This is a genomic window from Gordonia hongkongensis (genome assembly GCF_023078355.1).
Classification (GTDB): domain Bacteria; phylum Actinomycetota; class Actinomycetes; order Mycobacteriales; family Mycobacteriaceae; genus Gordonia; species Gordonia hongkongensis.
On record NZ_CP095552.1, the window covers coordinates 2,621,443 to 2,638,478 of the forward strand.

General features: G+C 68.8%; 13 protein-coding genes, 1 tRNA gene and 2 pseudogenes. 10 read left to right on the forward strand and 6 right to left on the reverse strand.

Annotated features, from left to right (window positions below):
* Positions 1-32: 32 nt before the first annotated feature.
* Positions 33-121: transfer RNA gene (locus MVF96_RS11890), tRNA-Leu, on the reverse strand.
* A 120-nt stretch (positions 122-241) separates the two neighbouring features.
* Between MVF96_RS11890 and MVF96_RS11895 the strand changes: the two genes are divergently transcribed.
* Positions 242-1,576, forward strand: coding sequence for a M20/M25/M40 family metallo-hydrolase (locus MVF96_RS11895; protein ID WP_137810570.1), 1,335 nt, complete (start codon positions 242-244; stop codon positions 1,574-1,576).
* 106 nt (positions 1,577-1,682) lie between these two features.
* On the forward strand, positions 1,683-2,228 hold the full coding sequence (locus MVF96_RS11900; RefSeq protein ID WP_137810571.1) for a YbhB/YbcL family Raf kinase inhibitor-like protein: 546 nt from the start codon (positions 1,683-1,685) through the stop codon (positions 2,226-2,228).
* 54 nt (positions 2,229-2,282) lie between these two features.
* Here the strand turns inward: MVF96_RS11900 and MVF96_RS11905 are convergent, their stop codons facing one another.
* The 3 genes from MVF96_RS11905 to MVF96_RS11915 are packed head-to-tail and all read right to left on the reverse strand — an operon-like array spanning position 2,283 to position 4,809.
* Positions 2,283-3,419, reverse strand: coding sequence for a quinone-dependent dihydroorotate dehydrogenase (locus MVF96_RS11905; protein ID WP_137810572.1), 1,137 nt, complete (start codon positions 3,417-3,419; stop codon positions 2,283-2,285).
* Positions 3,413-3,733: a DUF5703 family protein gene (locus tag MVF96_RS11910; RefSeq protein ID WP_247452035.1), complete on the reverse strand. Its 321-nt coding sequence runs from the start codon at positions 3,731-3,733 to the stop codon at positions 3,413-3,415. Before MVF96_RS11910 ends, MVF96_RS11905 begins: the two co-directional genes overlap by 7 nt.
* Positions 3,730-4,809 carry an NHL repeat-containing protein gene (locus MVF96_RS11915; RefSeq protein ID WP_247452036.1) on the reverse strand — a complete coding sequence of 360 codons (1,080 nt, stop codon included), beginning with the start codon at positions 4,807-4,809 and terminating at the stop codon, positions 3,730-3,732. The genes MVF96_RS11910 and MVF96_RS11915 overlap by 4 nt, the downstream gene beginning before the upstream one ends.
* A 101-nt stretch (positions 4,810-4,910) precedes the next feature.
* Between MVF96_RS11915 and MVF96_RS11920 the strand changes: the two genes are divergently transcribed.
* The 6 genes and pseudogenes from MVF96_RS11920 to MVF96_RS11945 all read left to right on the forward strand — a co-directional run bounded on the left by MVF96_RS11920 (position 4,911) and on the right by MVF96_RS11945 (position 9,850).
* Entirely contained in the window at positions 4,911-5,753 is an 843-nt protein-coding gene (locus MVF96_RS11920; RefSeq protein WP_058250412.1) for an undecaprenyl-diphosphate phosphatase, read from the forward strand.
* A gap of 67 nt (positions 5,754-5,820) precedes the next feature.
* A pseudogene (locus MVF96_RS11925) lies at positions 5,821-6,581 on the forward strand (MSMEG_4193 family putative phosphomutase).
* A gap of 25 nt (positions 6,582-6,606) precedes the next feature.
* Complete coding sequence (locus MVF96_RS11930) at positions 6,607-7,341, forward strand: DUF3090 domain-containing protein (protein ID WP_058250414.1); 735 nt, start codon at positions 6,607-6,609, stop codon at positions 7,339-7,341.
* Positions 7,313-8,167: an SCO1664 family protein gene (locus MVF96_RS11935; protein ID WP_058250415.1), complete on the forward strand. Its 855-nt coding sequence runs from the start codon at positions 7,313-7,315 to the stop codon at positions 8,165-8,167. The genes MVF96_RS11930 and MVF96_RS11935 overlap by 29 nt, the downstream gene beginning before the upstream one ends.
* Before the next feature lie 66 nt (positions 8,168-8,233).
* Positions 8,234-9,487 (forward strand): cysteine--1-D-myo-inosityl 2-amino-2-deoxy-alpha-D-glucopyranoside ligase, encoded by a 1,254-nt coding sequence (mshC, locus tag MVF96_RS11940; protein ID WP_159370761.1) that lies wholly within the window; start codon positions 8,234-8,236, stop codon positions 9,485-9,487.
* 54 nt (positions 9,488-9,541) lie between these two features.
* A complete protein-coding gene (locus MVF96_RS11945; protein WP_058250417.1) occupies positions 9,542-9,850 on the forward strand; it encodes a hypothetical protein in 309 nt (102 codons plus the stop codon).
* Positions 9,851-9,878: 28 nt separating this feature from the next.
* On the opposite strand, the pseudogene MVF96_RS11950 reads toward MVF96_RS11945, so the two are convergent.
* Positions 9,879-10,756 (reverse strand): annotated as a pseudogene (locus MVF96_RS11950) (PAC2 family protein).
* 51 nt (positions 10,757-10,807) lie between these two features.
* Here MVF96_RS11950 and metH point away from each other — a divergent pair.
* Both metH and MVF96_RS11960 read left to right on the forward strand, forming a co-directional pair.
* Positions 10,808-14,398, forward strand: a complete 3,591-nt coding sequence (metH, locus tag MVF96_RS11955) for a methionine synthase (protein ID WP_159370762.1) — start codon at positions 10,808-10,810, stop codon at positions 14,396-14,398.
* Positions 14,399-14,436: 38 nt separating this feature from the next.
* Positions 14,437-15,204, forward strand: coding sequence for a crotonase/enoyl-CoA hydratase family protein (locus tag MVF96_RS11960; RefSeq protein ID WP_159370763.1), 768 nt, complete (start codon positions 14,437-14,439; stop codon positions 15,202-15,204).
* A gap of 465 nt (positions 15,205-15,669) precedes the next feature.
* Here MVF96_RS11960 and MVF96_RS11965 read toward each other — a convergent pair whose 3' ends face one another.
* Positions 15,670-16,974 (reverse strand): IS110 family RNA-guided transposase, encoded by a 1,305-nt coding sequence (locus tag MVF96_RS11965; protein WP_247452037.1) that lies wholly within the window; start codon positions 16,972-16,974, stop codon positions 15,670-15,672.
* Positions 16,975-17,036 lie beyond the last annotated feature (62 nt).

Consider the following 17,036-nt stretch of genomic DNA (forward strand, 5'->3'; position numbering starts at 1 on the left):
CCGGCGGTGAGCCGGGGTTCTTCTCGTTGTTCTGGTGTCCGAGGGGGGACTTGAACCCCCACGTCCGTTAATAGGACACTAGCACCTCAAGCTAGCGCGTCTGCCATTCCGCCACTCGGACCTGCGTGCCGCGGTGAGCGTCCGGCGATCTCCCGCCGGTGGTCTCTCGACCCCGTCTCGCTGCAGCGGGATAACCCTAACCGAGGTTGCCCGAGTATCCCAAATCCCGTAGGAGTGAGGGGTGTCTTCACAGTCTGCGACCGACGAAGTGGTCGATCTGGTCAGCCAATTGATCCGTTTCGACACCTCCAACACGGGCGAGCCCGAGACCACCAAGGGCGAGGAGGAGTGCGCCAAGTGGGTGGCCCAGCAGCTCGAGGAGGTGGGCTACACCACGCAGTACGTCGAGTCCGGCCGTCCCGGCCGCGGCAACGTGTTCGCGCGCCTTGCCGGCCCGCCCGACTCCGATCGCGGCGCGCTGCTGATCCACGCCCACCTCGACGTCGTGCCCGCCGAACCGGCCGACTGGAGCGTGCATCCGTTCTCCGGTGCCATCAAGGACGGCTACATCTGGGGCCGCGGCGCGGTCGACATGAAAGACATGGCCGGAATGGCCCTGGCGCTCGCGCGTCAGTTCAAACGAGACGGCACCGTGCCGCCCCGGGAGCTGGTGTTCGCGTTCCTCGCCGACGAGGAGGCCGGCGGGGCGTGGGGCGCGCACTGGCTCGTCGAGAACCGGCCCGACCTGTTCGAGGGCATCACCGAGGCCGTCGGCGAGGTCGGCGGCTTCTCGCTCACCGTCGACCGGCCCGACGGCACGCAGAAACGTCTCTATCTGGTCGAGACGGCCGAGAAGGGGCTCGCGTGGATGCGGCTCACCGCCGAGGCGCGGGCCGGGCACGGATCGTTCCTGCACGACGAGAACGCCGTCACCGAGGTCGCCGAGGCGGTCGCCCGGATCGGTCGGCACACGTTCCCCCTGGTGATGACGGAATCGGTCAGCCAGTTCCTGGCCGAGGTCAGTGCGGAGACGGGCCTGGACCTGAGTCCCGAGGCCCCCGACCTGGAGACGTCGCTGTTCAAGCTGGGCAACCTCGCGCGGATCATCGGCGCGACCCTGCGTGACACCGCCAATCCCACGATGCTCAAGGCCGGCTACAAGGCCAACGTCATCCCGCAGAAGGCCGAGGCGGTCATCGACTGCCGCGTGCTCCCCGGGCGGCAGGCCGCGTTCGAGAAGGAGATCGACGAACTCATCGGCCCCAACGTGCGGCGGGAGTGGATCACCCATCTCGATTCCTACGAGACGACCTTCGACGGTGACCTGGTGGATGCGATGAACGCCGCCGTCCTCGAGCACGATCCGCAGGGAAAGACGGTGCCGTACATGCTCTCCGGCGGCACCGACGCCAAGGCGTTCGCGAAGCTGGGCATCCGGTGCTTCGGGTTCGCGCCGTTGCGGTTGCCGCCCGAACTCGACTTCGCGGCCCTGTTCCACGGCGTCGACGAGCGAGTGCCCGTCGATTCGGTTTTGTTCGGCACCAAGGTCTTCGAGCACTTTCTGCGGCACAGCTGAGCACACCACTACAGTGGGCGGCACGGCCTTCCCGCCGATCCGGGCGCACCGGTTCGGAGGGTGACCGGCACTCTTCCGACGCGCGAAACGTGAGAAAGGTGAACACATGTCGTCATTCGACCCGTACTCCCCGCTGCCGAGCCTTCCCGGTTTCACCCTGACCTCGGAGAGCTTCACCGACGGGGCCGCACTCGCCAACGGGCAGGTGAGCGGGATCATGGGTGCGGGTGGCGAGGACCTCTCCCCGCAGCTGAGCTGGTCCGGCTTCCCCGCCGAGACCAAGAGTTTCGCCGTCACCGTCTATGACCCCGACGCTCCGACCGCCGCCGGGTTCTGGCACTGGGCCGTCGCCGACATCCCCGCCTCGGTCACGAGCCTGCCCGAGGGCGCCGGCGACGACGACGGGTCCGGGCTCCCCGACGGCGCGGTCACCCTCACCAACGACGCTTCGCTACGCCGCTACATCGGTGCCGCACCGCCTCCCGGACACGGAGCGCACCGCTATTTCGTCGTCGTGCACGCCGTGGACACCGAATCGCTCGGGCTGCCGGAGAACGCGACACCGGCCTACCTGGGTTTCAACCTGTTCTCGCATGCGATCGCGCGTGCGACCCTCGTCGGCACCTACGAACAACCAGCCGAGAACGTCTGAGTTCTCGCACGGCCGATCGCCCGGTGCACCTGCGTACCGGGCGATCGGTGGCCGTCAGGGCTGGTTGCGGGCCGCGCAACCGACCGCGTCGGAGATCGAGGCGAAGCCACCGTCCCGGGCGCGCCGGGCGAGTCCGGCATGGAGTTCGGCGAGCCACACCGGGCCGCCGTAGATGAAGCCGGTGTAGACCTGCAACAGGTCGGCACCGGCGCAGATCCGCTCCCAGGCCTGGTCGACGGTCTCGATGCCGCCCACGCTGACGAGCGCGACACGTCCGCCGACGCGGTCGTAGAGGCGACGCAGCACCGTCAGCGACCGAGCGGCGACCGGCGGCCCGGACAGCCCACCGGCACCGATCTCGTCGACCTCGTGCGACGCGGTGCGCAGACCCTCGCGGCCGATCGTGGTGTTGGTGGCGACGATCCCGGCCAGGCCGAGCTCCACGGCCAGGTCCGCCACGGCGTCGACGTCGTCGTCGACGAGGTCGGGGGCGATCTTCACCAGCACCGGGACGTCCACGGCGGCGAGCACCGCGGCCAGGATCGGTCGCAGTGAGTCGACGGCCTGCAGATCACGCAGTCCCGGGGTGTTCGGCGAACTCACGTTGACCACGACGAAATCCGCGAGCGGTCCGAGCAGTTCCGCCGAACGCCGGTAGTCGTCGATGGCGTCCTCGACCGGGACGACCTTGGTCTTGCCGATGTTGGCTCCGATGGGGACCGACACCGGCCCCCGTCGTACCTCGGTCAGGTGCTGTGCGGCCACCTCGGCACCGGGATTGTTGAAGCCCATCCGATTGATCAGCGCACGGTCCGCGGGCAGCCGGAACAATCGCGGCGTCGGATTCCCGGGCTGCCCCTGGCCGGTGATCGTGCCGATCTCGGCGAACCCGAAGCCGAGCTGACCCCAGGTGTTCACCGCGCCGGCCGTCTTGTCGAACCCGGCCGCCAGACCGATCGGGGCGGGGAAGTCGACGCCGAACACCCGCGTCCGCAGGATCGGATCATGCCGGGCCAACAGCCTCGCGGTCAGGAACGCCAACGGCGAAAACCGCCCGACGACGCGCAGCACCGAGAACACGATGTGATGGATTCGCTCCGGATCGACGCGGAACATGATCGAGCGCACTAGGGGATAGCACCACCGGTTGAGCACGGGAAGTACTCGGGTGGTGCTGCGGGACATCAGCATGCGCGGGCGCTCCGTGGGTCGTTGTCGTCGAATCCGGTGGACCGGTCGCCGGTCGGGTCGGCGGTGTCGGGCCCGCGTGAACCTCGCGGCGGCCGGCGCCGTTTGAGCAGCACCTTGCGGGTTCCGTCGGAGTAGAGCCGCACCCGGGACAGCTCCCAACCGCCGAACTCCGCCTCGAGGGCCAACCGCATCGAGGCGGTCACCCGGGTGACGTCAGGGGGAAGACGCAGCAGGATGCACTCGACATCCTCCGAGGTGACCTCCCACCCGTCGGGATAGCGCGAACCGTTTCGTTTCGACCGGTCAGGATTCATTCGGCCCGCCCGTCGTCGGGAACCACCTGGAGTCCGCCGTTCCGCGCCGAGAGCACGTAGACGGTGCCCGATCCGTCGACCACGATGCGGTCGGGCTGTACGACCGAAGCGAACCGCCGGACCTCGGTGGGTTCACCGTCTGCCAGGTCAAATGCCACCACCTCGTTGTCGCCGGTCGTCGAGACCCAGAGCAGGTCTCGGGTGTCGTCGTAGTCTACGGCGTACGGTCCGCCGGCCACCGGGTAGCGAAAGCGCATCACCAGCGGTGATCCGAAGAAGCCGAGGATCTCGCCGTCACGGGTGTTGGCGACCAGCACGCGTCCGAACTCGTCGACGGTCGAGTTGGTGGCCCCGTTGCCCGCACGCAGCGCCGGCCCCAGTTCACCGGATTCGGGGTCGACGGGGGTCACCGACGACTGCGCCCGATCCAGGACGACGACCTGGCCGTCGAGGCCTTCCGCAGACTCGGGCGCGGCCGTCACCGAGTCCACCCGTACGAAGCGATCGACGTCGTGCTTCTTCGCGAAATCGTTGTCGTACACGAGGACTCGTCCATCGGCCGTGCCGACGACGAGCAGCCCGGCCGTGGTCCGGGCGATCGCCGTCGGCTGGTCGGACTCGAGGTCGCCCGTGCGGACCCGTCCGTCGGCATCGACGACGACGAGCGCACCCGGGCCCGCGCCGACGAACCCGCCGTCGTCGCCGGCGGCCAGGGCGGTGAGGCCCGGGACCGCGATCGTCTGCGGCGGGGTCGTCAGCGCCCCGGCGTCGTATCGGAGGATCTGGTTGCCGTCGGCTGACAGGACGGCGACGCTGCCACCCGACGCGGCGAGCGCACGCGCCTCGGCCGGGGCGGGCGCGACGGTGCCCGCGGGAGCCGTCGTCGAATTCGCCGGCGCCTCCGGCGCGGTCGCGGGCACGACGGTCGGTACGTCGGGGGTGCCGTCGTCGGAGCCGCACGCGGTGATCATGCCCACACCGATGACCAGTGCCGCCGTGGCCGCGATCGGACCCCGTAGCCGCGACACGCCCGTGTGGGGCTGGTGACTTGGGCGTGAAGGTCGCGGGAAGAGCATGTCCCCATCTTGCGCGACCGCTTCCGCGCGCCGCTCAGGCGGGTCGGGGCCGTGTCGTCGTGTCGGGTCGGCTGCGGCGGTCCCAAGTAGCATCGGGCGCCGTGACCGACACCATGACGTGGACCCAGTCGATCGTCCTCGGGGCGTTGCAGGGCCTCACCGAGTTCCTGCCGATCTCGTCGTCCGGGCATCTCCGGATCGCCTCCGAACTGATGTTCGGCGAGGACGCCGGGGCCTCCTTCACCGCGGTCACGCAGCTCGGCACCGAGGCCGCGGTCCTCGTCTTCTTCGCCCGCGACATCGTCCGCATCATCACCGCGTGGTTCCGCGGGCTCCGTCATGCCGACGAGCGGAACGTCGACTACCGGATCGGCTGGTACGTGATCTTCGCGACCATCCCGATCGGCCTGATCGGCTTCCTGTTCAAGGACGAGATCCGCACCACCGGACGCAATCTGTGGCTCGTCGCCATCATGCTGATCGTGTTCGCCGGCGTGTTCTGGCTGGCCGAGCGCTACGGGCAGAAGCAGCGGAACCTCGAACAGCTCACCCTGCGGGACGGCCTCGTGATGGGTGGCGCCCAATGTCTGGCGCTGATCCCGGGCGTGTCGCGCTCCGGTGCGACCGCGAGTGCCGGCCTGTTCCTCGGACTCGAACGCGAAGCCGCCTTCCGCTTCTCGTTCCTGCTGGCCATCCCCGCGGTCACCGCATCCGGCCTGTTCAGCCTCCCGGACGCGTTCAACCCGAGCGGGGAGGGCATGGAGGCCAGCGGACCCCAGCTGCTCGTCGCGACGCTGGTCGCGTTCGTCGTCGGTTATGCCGCGATCGCCTGGCTGCTCAAGTTCGTCAGCGCGCACTCCATGAACTGGTTCGGCGCCTATCGCATCGTGCTGGGCGTCACGCTGATCATCCTGTTGTCGACCGGCGTCGTCTCGGCGACCTGATGCCACGGCCGCGGCGCCGGGCGGTCGCGCCGTGCGGTCCCGCCGGGCCGGTGCCTATGGTTGTGGGATGACCGTGATCCTTCTCCGGCACGGCCGTTCGACGGCGAACACCTCAGGGGTGCTCGCCGGTCGCAGCGCCGGCGTCCACCTCGACGACCGCGGGCGCGCCCAGGCCGATGATCTGGTTCGTCGTCTCGGCGACCATCTCGGGTCCATTCGCGCGGTGGCGCGTTCGCCGCTCGATCGGTGCGCCGAGACCGTCCAGCCACTGCTGGCGGCGCTGGCCGCGGACGGGCAGGCGCCACCCGAGATCGTCGTCGACGATCTCGCCGAGGTCGATTACGGCGGGTGGACCGGGCGTCCGATCTCGGAATTGTTGACCGAACCGCTGTGGAAGGTCGTGCAGCGGCAGCCGTCGGCCGCGATCTTCCCCGACGGGGAGGGACTCGCCGACGTGCAGGCACGGGCCGTACGCGCCATCCGCGAACTGGACCGCGTCCACGGCGGCCCGGACGGTTCCGGGGTGTGGATCGCGTGCTCGCACGGTGACGTGATCAAGTCGATCATCGCCGACGCCATGGGCAGCCACCTCGACGCCTTCCAGCGCATCGTCGTCGAACCGGCGTCGATCAGCGTGATCCGCTACACGCCGTCGCGTCCTTATGTCCATACGGTGAATGCGACCGAGTTGCTGTCCATCCCGAAGCCCCGCCGCCGGCGCAGGACGGGCAACGACCGTCCGACGACGCGGTGGTGGGCGGCGACACGGGCGCGGATGTAGCGCCGTCCGCCAATGGTGCCGCTACGATCCCGGCGACATCGGGATAATGAACCAGACGACGAAGGAGGTGTGATGTCTCGAGCGATACACGTGTTCCGGAGCCCGGACCGCTTCGTGGCGGGCACGATCGGGCAGCCCGGTGACCGCACGTTCTACCTCCAGGCGGTCCACGAGGCCCGCATCATCAGCGTGATGCTGGAGAAGCAGCAGGTCCAGATCCTCGCCGACCGGATCGGTGCCCTGCTCGACGAGATCCACCGACGCTTCGGCACGCCGATCCCGCCGGAGACCGACCGGGTCGGTGACCTGAGTCCGCTGGTGATGCCGGTCGACGCCGAGTTCCGGGTCGGCACCATGGGTCTCGGCTGGGACGCCGAATCCGAGGCGGTCGTGGTCGAGTTGCTAGCCATCACCGAGGGGGAGTTCGACGAAAGCGTGGTCCTCGACGACACCGACGAGGGCCCGGACGCGGTGCGGGTCTTCCTGACGACCGCGGCGGCCCGCGAGTTCGCCGCCCGCTCGTCGAGGGTGATATCCGCGGGACGACAGCCGTGCCCGTTGTGCAGCGAACCGCTCGACCCCGAAGGTCACCTGTGTATCCGGACCAACGGATACAAACGGGATGCGGAGTTGAGCAAATCCCTCGACTTCATCGACCCCGATGTCTTCAACAGCCTTGCCGCACAGAGTGATCCGGGCCTGGCGGCCGATGACGACCCCTTCGGCCAGGCGGGGGACACCCCGCCGTCCGGTGACCCGGACGACCCCGACGAGCCCGGTGACGCCGGCTCTTCCGCACGTGACTGACGAGCCCGCGGTCGACCACGTCCTCCGCGACGGCGAACTCACCATCCTCGGCCGGATCCCCTCGGCCAGCAACGCGACGCTCGTGTGCGATGCGGTGCTCGACGACCGGACCTCGGTGCGTTGTGTCTACAAACCGGTGCGCGGTGAGGTCCCGCTGTGGGACTTCCCCGACGGCACGCTCGCCGGACGGGAAGTGGCGTCGTACCTGATCTCGGAGGCGCTGGGGTGGGACACGATCCCGACCACAGTGCACCGCGACGGCCCGCTCGGGCCCGGGATGGTGCAGCGCTGGGTCGAGACACCGGACAACACCGATCACCCGATCCCGGCGACCGAACCGCGGGTCGACCTGGTCGACCTGTGCCCGGTGGGCGCGGTACCCGCCGGCTATCTCGCGGTCCTGCAGGCCTACGACCCGTACGGCGACCCCGTCGTGCTGGTGCACGCCGACGACCCGCGGTTGCAGCGCATGTCGGTGCTCGACGTCATCCTCAACAACGCCGACCGCAAGGGCGGTCACGTCCTGGAAGGTCTGGACGGCACCGTCTACGGGATCGACCACGGCATCTGTCTGCACGAGGAGGACAAACTGCGGACGGTGCTGTGGGGCTGGGCGGGCGAACCGGTACCCGGGCACCTCGTCGCCGATGTCGCCGAACTCGCGGAGCGGTTGGAGACCGACGGCTCGGCCCTGCGCGCACAGCTCGCCGAACACATCACGCCCGACGAGATCGAGTCGCTCGCGATCCGCGCGATCGTGGTCGCCGAGAGCGCGACCATGCCGCACCCGCCCGGTCACCGGCCCATCCCGTGGCCGCCGTTCTGAGCGAATGCGCTCCGTCCCGGACGAGGCCGTGAAGGGCCTGCGCGCGGTGGGCAATACAGTGGACGCATGCAGTCGTGGCCCGATCTCGAACTCCCCGCCGTACCGGGCAGTGGACCCGCCCTCCGTCTCTACGACACCGCCGACCGTGCGGTCCGTCCCGTCGCCCCCGGGGCCACCGCGACCATGTACGTGTGCGGCATCACCCCCTACGACGCGACCCACCTGGGGCACGCCGCCACCTATGTGACCTTCGACCAGGTCAACCGGATCCTGCGCGATCAGGGCCACGAGGTCCATTACGTGCAGAACGTCACCGACGTCGACGACCCGCTGTTCGAACGGGCGGACCGGGACGGCGTCGACTGGCGTGATCTCGGGGCGCGGGAGACGCAGCTGTTCCGCGACGACATGACCGCTCTGCGCGTCCTGCCCCCGCGCGATTACATCGGCGCGGTCGAGTCGGTCAACGAGGTCGTCGAGGTCGTCGGCAAGCTGCTGGCCTCCGGGGCCGCCTACACCGTCGATGACGCGCAGTTCCCGGACGTCTATTTCCGCACCGATGCCACCGAACAGTTCGGCTACGAGTCGGGGTACGACCGCGAGACCATGGAACGGTTCTTCGCCGAGCGCGGCGGCGATCCCGATCGTCCCGGCAAGCGAGATCCGCTCGACGCGCTGCTGTGGCGCGCCGAACGTCCGGGCGAGCCGTCGTGGGAGTCGCCGTTCGGTCCGGGCCGGCCGGGCTGGCACATCGAGTGTTCGGCGATCGCGCTGAACCGGCTCGGGATCGAGTTCGACATCCAGGGCGGCGGCAACGACCTCATCTATCCGCACCACGAGTACTCGGCGGCCCACGGGGAGGCCCTCACCGGTTCGCGGCGGTTCGCCCGGCACTACGTGCACACCGGAATGGTCGGGCTCGACGGCGAGAAGATGTCGAAGAGTCGTGGCAATCTCGTGTTCGTGTCGGTCCTGCGACGCGAGGGCGTCGACCCCGCGGCCATCCGACTCGCACTGCTCGCCGACCACTACCGCGGTGACCGGATGTGGACGGACGCGGTCCTGGACACGGCCGTCGAACGCCTCGGTCGCTGGCGTGCGGCGCTCGGCGCGAGTACCGGACCCGACGCCGAACCGGTCATCGCACGGCTCCGCCAGCATCTCGCCGACGATCTCGACACCCCCAAAGCGCTTGCCGCAGTGGACGGTTGGTGCGCGGATGTCCGCAACGGAATCGGTTCGTCGACGAGGGCGCCCGCCGAACTCGCGGCCGCGGTCGACGCGCTGCTGGGAATCCCGCTCGTCCCCGACGTCCGATAGGCGTTGTCCCCACACCCGGATGTCCGCGCGCCGACGTCTGGGTAGAGTGCTGACGTGGCGCGCGTGCAAGAGATCCGACCCGAGACCGACGCCGGGGTGTACACCGTCGTCACCCGGACGTCGACCTACCTGCTGGATTTCACCGAGATGACGCTGCTCCGGGCCCCAGGGGTCGGCGGCACCGAGAACGAGGACTGGACGGTCAGCAGGCTCCGACGCGACTCCGAGGACATCCCGCTGCTCGGGGTGAAGTCCTGTCGCCTGGGGGAGTCCGCGCAGTTCTGGGTGCGCGCCGCCGACGATCCCGACGTCCGCACGTGGCGGATCACCACCCCGGTGGTGTCCATCGAGAAGATCGGCTGACGACCCGGATTCCGGCCGGACGCCTGGTTCAGGGTCCGAACGGTCCCTGGCCGCGACGTTTGAGATACCGCTCGAACTCCGCGGCCAGCGCGTCGCCGTCGATCTTCGCCATGACCTCGTCGGTGTCGACCTCGGCGTCCCCGCGCTCCTCGAGCCCGCGCACGTAGTCGGCGATCTCCTCGTCGTCCTCGGTCATCTCGGTGACCGCGCGTTCCCATTCCTCCGCCTGCTCGGGGAGGGTGCCGAGCGGCACCTCTATGTCGAGGACCTCCTCGACCCGGGTCAGCAGCGCCACCGTGGCCTTCGGGTTCGGCGGCGTCGACACGTAGTGGGGGACGGCCGCCCAGAACGAGACGGCCGGCAGACCCGCCTGGACGAAGAGATCCTGGAGGACGCCGGTGATGCCGGTCGGTCCCTCGTAGCGACTCTCCGCGAGGTTGTACCGGGCCGCGGACTCGCTGCTGTAGGCCGCGCCGGTCACCGGCACCGGGCGGGTGTGCGGGGTGTCGGCGAGCAATGCGCCCAGCATCACCGTGGTCTCGACACCGAGCTCTTGCGCGAGGTCGACGATCTCGGCGCAGAACGCCCGCCACCGCATGTTGGGTTCGATGCCGCGGACCAGCACGATGTCGCGGTCGGCGCCCCGCGGGCTGCAGTACGAGATCGACGTCGTCGGCCAGTCGATCCGGCGCGTGACCCCGTCGATCTGATTCACGGTGGGGCGATTGACCTGGAAGTCGTAGTATTCATCGGAGTCGATGTCGGCGAGGGTCGGGCGTCCCATTCGAGTGCCAGGTGCTCGACAGCGCTGCTGGCGGCGTCCCCGGCGTCGTTCCACCCCTCGAAGGCCGCGAGCAGAATGGGTCTGCGCAGCTGGGGAAGGTTCGACGTCTGCTCAGCGTTCACCGATCCAGCCTACGACCGAACACGCAGAGAGGGCGAACTACGCTGTCAACCATGTCCCCTGACTTCTCCGGAACCGATCCACGCGATTTCGACACGACATTTCTGTCGGCGATGTCGCGTCGGGTACTGATCGGCGACGGGGCGATGGGCACCATGCTGCAGGCCGCGGATCTGACGCTCGACGACTTCCGTGGCCTCGAGGGTTGCAACGAAATCCTCAACGACACCCGGCCCGACGTCCTCGAGGGCATCCACCGTGCGTACTTCGAGGCCGGCGCCGACGCTGTGGAAACCAACACCTTCGGGTGCAACCTGTCGAATCTGGGCGATTACGACATCGCGGACAGGATCCGGGAGCTGTCGTACAAGGGAACGGCGATCGCGCGCGGCGTCGCCGACGAGATGGGTCCCTCGACCGACGGCACCGACCGTTTCGTCCTGGGTTCGATCGGGCCGGGCACCAAGCTGCCCAGCCTCGGCCACACCACGTACGCGGTCATCCGCGACGCCTACCTGGAATGCGTCATCGGCATGCTCGAGGGCGGTGCCGACGCGATCCTGATCGAGACCTCGCAGGATCTGCTGCAGGTGAAATCGGCGGTGGTGGCCGCCCGCCGTGCGATGGAGCGGGTGGGCCGCAAGATCCCGATCATCTCCCACGTCACGGTCGAGACGACCGGCACGATGCTCCTCGGCTCGGAGATCGGTGCCGCGCTGACAGCGCTGGAGCCGCTCGGTATCGATCTGATCGGCCTGAACTGCGCCACCGGTCCCGCCGAGATGAGCGAGCACCTGCGGTACCTCTCCAAGCACGCGCGCATCCCCGTGTCGGTGATGCCCAACGCCGGTCTGCCGGTCCTCGGAGCCAACGGTGCCGAGTACCCGCTGACGCCCGAGGAACTCGCGCAGGCCATGTCGCAGTTCGTGGGGGAGTTCGGTCTGCAGTTCGTCGGCGGTTGCTGCGGCACGACACCCGAACACATCCGGCAGGTAGCGGACGCGGTGTCCGAGGTGACCCCGGCGACCCGGACCCCGGAACACGAGTCGGAGACGTCGTCGCTGTACTCTGCGGTGCCCTTCGACCAGGATGCCAGCTTCCTGGTGATCGGTGAGCGCACGAACACCAACGGCTCGAAGGCCTTCCGCGAGGCGATGATCGCCGAGGACTACCAGAAGTGCCTCGACATCGCGAAGGACCAGACCCGCGACGGCGCCCACATGCTCGACCTCAACGTCGACTACGTCGGTCGCGACGGGGCCGCCGACATGACCGCTCTCGCCAGCCGGTTCGCGACCTCGTCGACGCTGCCGATCATGCTCGACTCCACCGAGCCGGAGGTCATCCGAGCCGGTCTGGAGTCGCTGGGCGGGCGCTGCGCGGTGAACTCGGTCAACTACGAGGACGGCGACGGACCGGACTCGCGGTTCACCAAGATCATGCAGCTGGTCGTCGAGCACGGGGCGGCGGTCGTCGCGCTCACCATCGACGAGGAGGGGCAGGCGCGTACCGCGGACTGGAAGGTCCGGGTGGCCGAGCGGCTGATCGCCGACATCACCGGCAACTGGGGACTCGCCGAAGAGGACATCATCCTCGACACGCTGACCTTCCCGATCTCGACGGGTCAGGAAGAGGTCCGACGCGACGGCATCGAGACCATCGAGGCCATCCGCCGGCTGCACGAGGCCCACCCCGACGTGCACTTCACGCTGGGCATCTCGAACATCTCCTTCGGGCTCAATCCCGCTGCGCGACAGGTGCTCAACTCGGTCTTCCTGCACGAGTGCGTACAGGCCGGCCTCGACACCGCGATCGTGCACGCGTCGAAGATCCTGCCGATGGCCCGGATCCCGGAGGAGCACCGCGAGGTCGCCCTCGACCTCGTCTACGACCGGCGACGCGAGGGCTACGACCCGCTGCAGAAGCTCATGGAGCTGTTCGAGGGTGTCTCGGCGGCCTCGGCGCGTGAGTCGCGGGCCCAGGAACTGGCGAAGCTGCCGCTGTTCGAGCGCCTGGAGCGCCGGATCGTCGACGGCGAGCGCAACGGTCTGACCGACGACCTCGACGAGGCGATGACCCAGGTCCCGCCGCTGTCGATCATCAACGACACGCTGCTGGCCGGGATGAAGACCGTCGGCGAACTCTTCGGTTCGGGCCAGATGCAGCTGCCGTTCGTGCTGCAGTCCGCCGAGGTGATGAAAACCGCGGTGGCGCATCTCGAGCCGCACATGGAGGCCACCGGCGAGGACGGCAAGGGACGCATCGTCCTCGCCACCGTCAAGGGCGACGTGCACGACATCGGCAAGAACCTCGTCGACATCATCCTGTCCAACAACGGCTACGAGGTCGTCAACATCGGCATCAAGCAGCCGATCGCGACCATCCTCGACGTCGCCGCGGACAAGCGGGCGGACGTCATCGGGATGTCCGGGCTGCTGGTGAAGTCGACCGTGGTGATGAAGGAGAACCTCGAGGAGATCAACTCCCGCGGGCTCGCCGACGAGTACCCGGTCCTCCTCGGCGGCGCCGCGCTCACCCGCTCCTACGTCGAGAACGACCTCTCCGAGACCTACGAGGGCGACGTGCACTATGCGCGTGACGCTTTCGAGGGGCTGCGCCTGATGGATGACATCATGGCGACCAAGCGGGGCGGGGGACCCGACCCGGACAGCGACGAGGCGAAGGCCGCGGCGGAGAAGGCGGCCGAACGCAAGGCTCGGCACGAGCGATCGAAGCGCATCGCGGCCAAGCGCAAGGCCGCCGAGGAACCCGTCGAGGTGCCGGCCCGCTCGGATGTGGCTGCCGACAACGAGATCCCGACCCCGCCGTTCTGGGGGTCGCGGATCGTCAAGGGCGTCCCGATCGCGGACTACATGCAGCTCCTCGACGAGCGCGCGCTGTTCCTGGGTCAGTGGGGTCTTCGGGGCGCCCGCGGTGGTGACGGGCCGTCGTATGAGGATCTCGTCGAGACCGAGGGTCGTCCGCGACTGCGGTATTGGATCGATCGCCTGTCGACCGAGAACATCCTGCAGCACGCCGCGGTGGTCTACGGGTACTACCCGGCGGTCAGCGAGGGCGACACCGTCCACGTGCTCACCGAGCCGGAACCGGATGCGCCGGTGCGGTTCAGCTTCACGTTCCCGCGTCAGCAGCGGTCGCGGTTCCTGTGCATCGCGGACTTCATCCGGTCCCGCGCCGACGCGAAGGCGGCCGGCAAGGTCGACGTGCTGCCGTTCCAGCTCGTCACCATGGGACAGCCGATCGCCGACTTCGCCAACAAGCTGTTCGCCGACAACGCCTACCGCGACTACCTCGAGGTGCACGGCATCGGCGTGCAGCTGACCGAGGCGCTCGCCGAATACTGGCACCAGCGGGTGCGCAGCGAACTCGCGTTCGGCGACCGCACGATGGCCAGCGAGGACCCGGAGAACGCCCAGGGCTTCTTCGATCTCGAATACCGCGGCGCGCGTTTCTCGTTCGGTTACGGCGCCTGCCCCGACCTCGAGGACCGCGCGAAGATGATGGAGTTGCTCGAGCCAGGGCGGATCGGCGTCGAACTGTCCGAGGAGTTGCAGTTGCATCCCGAGCAGTCGACCGACGCGTTCGTGTTGCACCATCCGGAGGCGAAGTACTTCAACACCTGACGTACTTCGCCACCGGATCGAGGGACGGGGGACAGGCGATGACGGTTCTGGAGCGGTCCGAGGGGCCGGTGCGGATCATCGGGATCGACCGGCCGGATCGGCGCAACGCCGTCGACCGCGCGACCGCCGATGCGCTGGCGGATGCCTTCCGGCGGTTCGACGCCGACGACTCGGTGTCGGTCGCGGTGCTCTACGGCGAAGGCGGGACCTTCTGCGCCGGAGCCGATCTCAAGGCCATCTCGGACGGTGACCCGAATCGGGTGGCACCCGACGGTGACGGCCCCATGGGTCCGACCCGGATGACGTTGTCCAAGCCGGTCATCGCGGCGATCTCCGGGCACGCCGTGGCCGGCGGACTGGAGCTGGCGCTGTGGGCGGACCTGCGTGTGGTCGGCGACGACGCCGTCTTCGGGGTGTTCTGCCGGCGCTGGGGCGTCCCGCTGATCGACGGCGGCACGGTCCGTTTGCCCCGTCTGATCGGCGAGAGCCGGGCCATGGATCTCGTGCTGACCGGCCGGGCGGTACCCGCCGATGAGGCCCTGTCGATCGGGCTCGCCAATCGCGTCGTGCCGTCGGGGACTGCGCTACCGGCCGCGATCACGCTGGCCACCGAGATCGCCGCGTTCCCGCAGACGTGTGTGCGGCAGGACCGGTTGTCGGTCCTCGAGCAGGACGGCCTGAGCGCGGATGCGGCCATCGCCAACGAACTCCGACACGGCATGGTCTCGCTGGCGTCCGACACCCTGGCCGGCGCAAGCAGATTCGCCGGCGGCGCGGGCCGCCACGGTGAGGGCGTGGGGAGCTAGACGATCCGAAGAATGCGGAACGTCTCGACGCGCCAAGCTACTCACCAGCCCCTGCTCCCGGATCCGAAAGAACGCCCTGCCCCTGCTCCCTGAGGAGCGCCCGGAGCTTGCGGAGGGCGACGGCCGACCAACCCCGCTCCCTGAGGAGCGCCCGGAGCTTGCGGAGGGCGACCAACCCCGCTCCCTGAGCAGCCTATGAGGGTTTGTGTCAACAGGGTCCTGTGATGGGTGTGGGCGTGGGGGTGTGGCCCGGCGGCCGGTGGTGGCTGCGGGATGGATGATGGTGGGGTTTTGGATGGCCGGGGTCGTTGCCTGGCGCGGGCTCTACCTAGCGGTCAAACGGGTTGGTACCCAACAGCCTTCATTCGAGCTTGGTTCGCGCCGGGGTGGGACTGCTCAGGCTCAGGGTCGGGCTTATGTGCCCAAGGAGCAGCGAGCTTGTCCCGGCCGGAAGGGGTTTAGGGGTCAGGCGGCGGTCCTTTCTACGGGTCGGGTACGGCCGGCAGCGATGTCAGGGTTCCACGGCGTGGCGGTGGTGATGACGACGTATAGCTGCCGCAACAGAGCCGCGGCGATCGCTACCCGGGCCTGGTTGGGGTTGAGGCGGTTTGCTTCTCGGCTGGTCAGGTGCCGATAGCGGGCGGCGTATACCTCGTTGTGGGTCAACGCCGCGAACGCCGCTCGCCAGGCGGCGACCCGCAACAGCGGCCGGCCACGACCACTGATGCGGGTGGCGCCGCGGTAGGCGCCGGAGGAGTTCTCCCGGGGGCATAGTCCGGCATGTTTGACTACCGCCCGCGCCGAGTCGAAGCGGGTCAGGTCACCGGTTTCGGCGAGGATCGCCGCCACCGAGACCGCCGATACTCCGGGAATGGATCCGGCGAGTTCGTGCAGGCCCAGCCCGGTGAGGACCTCGATCATGGCCGCCTCGACCTGCTCGCAGGCGGTGCGGGCGTGGTGAAAGTCGGCCAAGGCGTAGCGGGCCCGTTCCAGCGCACCGGCCTCGGCGGTGATCGTGGTCTCGGTCTGGACGGCGAAAGCGGCATCGACGATCGCGACCAGGATGCGGGTAGTGACCCGACGCCCACCCCAGCAGGGCAGTTCGGCGCGTACGTGTTCGCGGAGCCACGCCACCGCCTGTTCCCGGCTGCCCTGGGCGGTCAGGGGTGTCGGGTCAGCGCCGATGACGGCCATCGCGGCCAGCCAGGTCACCGATTTGAACGGTTGCCCGGCGCAGTCAAGGGCGTGGGGCCAGGCGCCTTCGAGGAGGTCGCGGGCTTGTTGCTGCGCCGCACCACGGCGGGTGAGTTGCTGGGATCGGCGTACGCCGAGGTGACGTAGCCGGGTCCATTGCTCGTCGGCGTGTTCGGGCAGATAGATATGAAGTTGGGTGGTCAGCCGTGCGATCAGCAGGGCGTCTTTGTCATCGGATTTGTCGTGGGTGAAGTCTTCGGTCTCTCGGGCCCGTGCCACCGCGATCGGCTGCACACACACCATCTGCACCCCGACCGCCGCGGTCAGGTCTCGGACCGTTTTCCAGCGATGCCCGGTCGGTTCACACGCGATGACGATGCCGGCAAACCCGGCAGCAGCAGCGGCGGTACGGCTCCACTCGATCGCGGTGGCCAACTGTGGTGGCGCGCAGTGAAACGTGCGGCGCGCCACGATGCGGGAGTCGTGATCGACCACCGCGACGACTTGTTTGTTCGATGCCAGATCGATCGCTGCGACCGCGTGGTCGCGGCGCACGATGCCCCGGAACCGGGTCAACCGATCGTTCCGACGCTTGTCTCCACGACTCAAACGACTAGCCTTAGACATTGACATCCTCC

What these genes read in the sequence shown, in the direction of transcription:
- MVF96_RS11900 (WP_137810571.1), top strand. Translation starts at nt 1,683, where the DNA reads ATGTCGTCATTCGACCCGTACTCCCCGCTGCCGAGCCTTCCCGGTTTC.
- MVF96_RS11905 (WP_137810572.1), bottom strand. Translation starts at nt 3,419, where the DNA reads ATGCTGATGTCCCGCAGCACCACCCGAGTACTTCCCGTGCTCAACCGG.
- MVF96_RS11910 (WP_247452035.1), bottom strand. Translation starts at nt 3,733, where the DNA reads ATGAATCCTGACCGGTCGAAACGAAACGGTTCGCGCTATCCCGACGGG.
- MVF96_RS11915 (WP_247452036.1), bottom strand. Translation starts at nt 4,809, where the DNA reads ATGCTCTTCCCGCGACCTTCACGCCCAAGTCACCAGCCCCACACGGGC.
- MVF96_RS11930 (WP_058250414.1), top strand. Translation starts at nt 6,607, where the DNA reads ATGTCTCGAGCGATACACGTGTTCCGGAGCCCGGACCGCTTCGTGGCG.
- mshC (WP_159370761.1), top strand. Translation starts at nt 8,234, where the DNA reads ATGCAGTCGTGGCCCGATCTCGAACTCCCCGCCGTACCGGGCAGTGGA.
- metH (WP_159370762.1), top strand. Translation starts at nt 10,808, where the DNA reads ATGTCCCCTGACTTCTCCGGAACCGATCCACGCGATTTCGACACGACA.
- MVF96_RS11960 (WP_159370763.1), top strand. Translation starts at nt 14,437, where the DNA reads ATGACGGTTCTGGAGCGGTCCGAGGGGCCGGTGCGGATCATCGGGATC.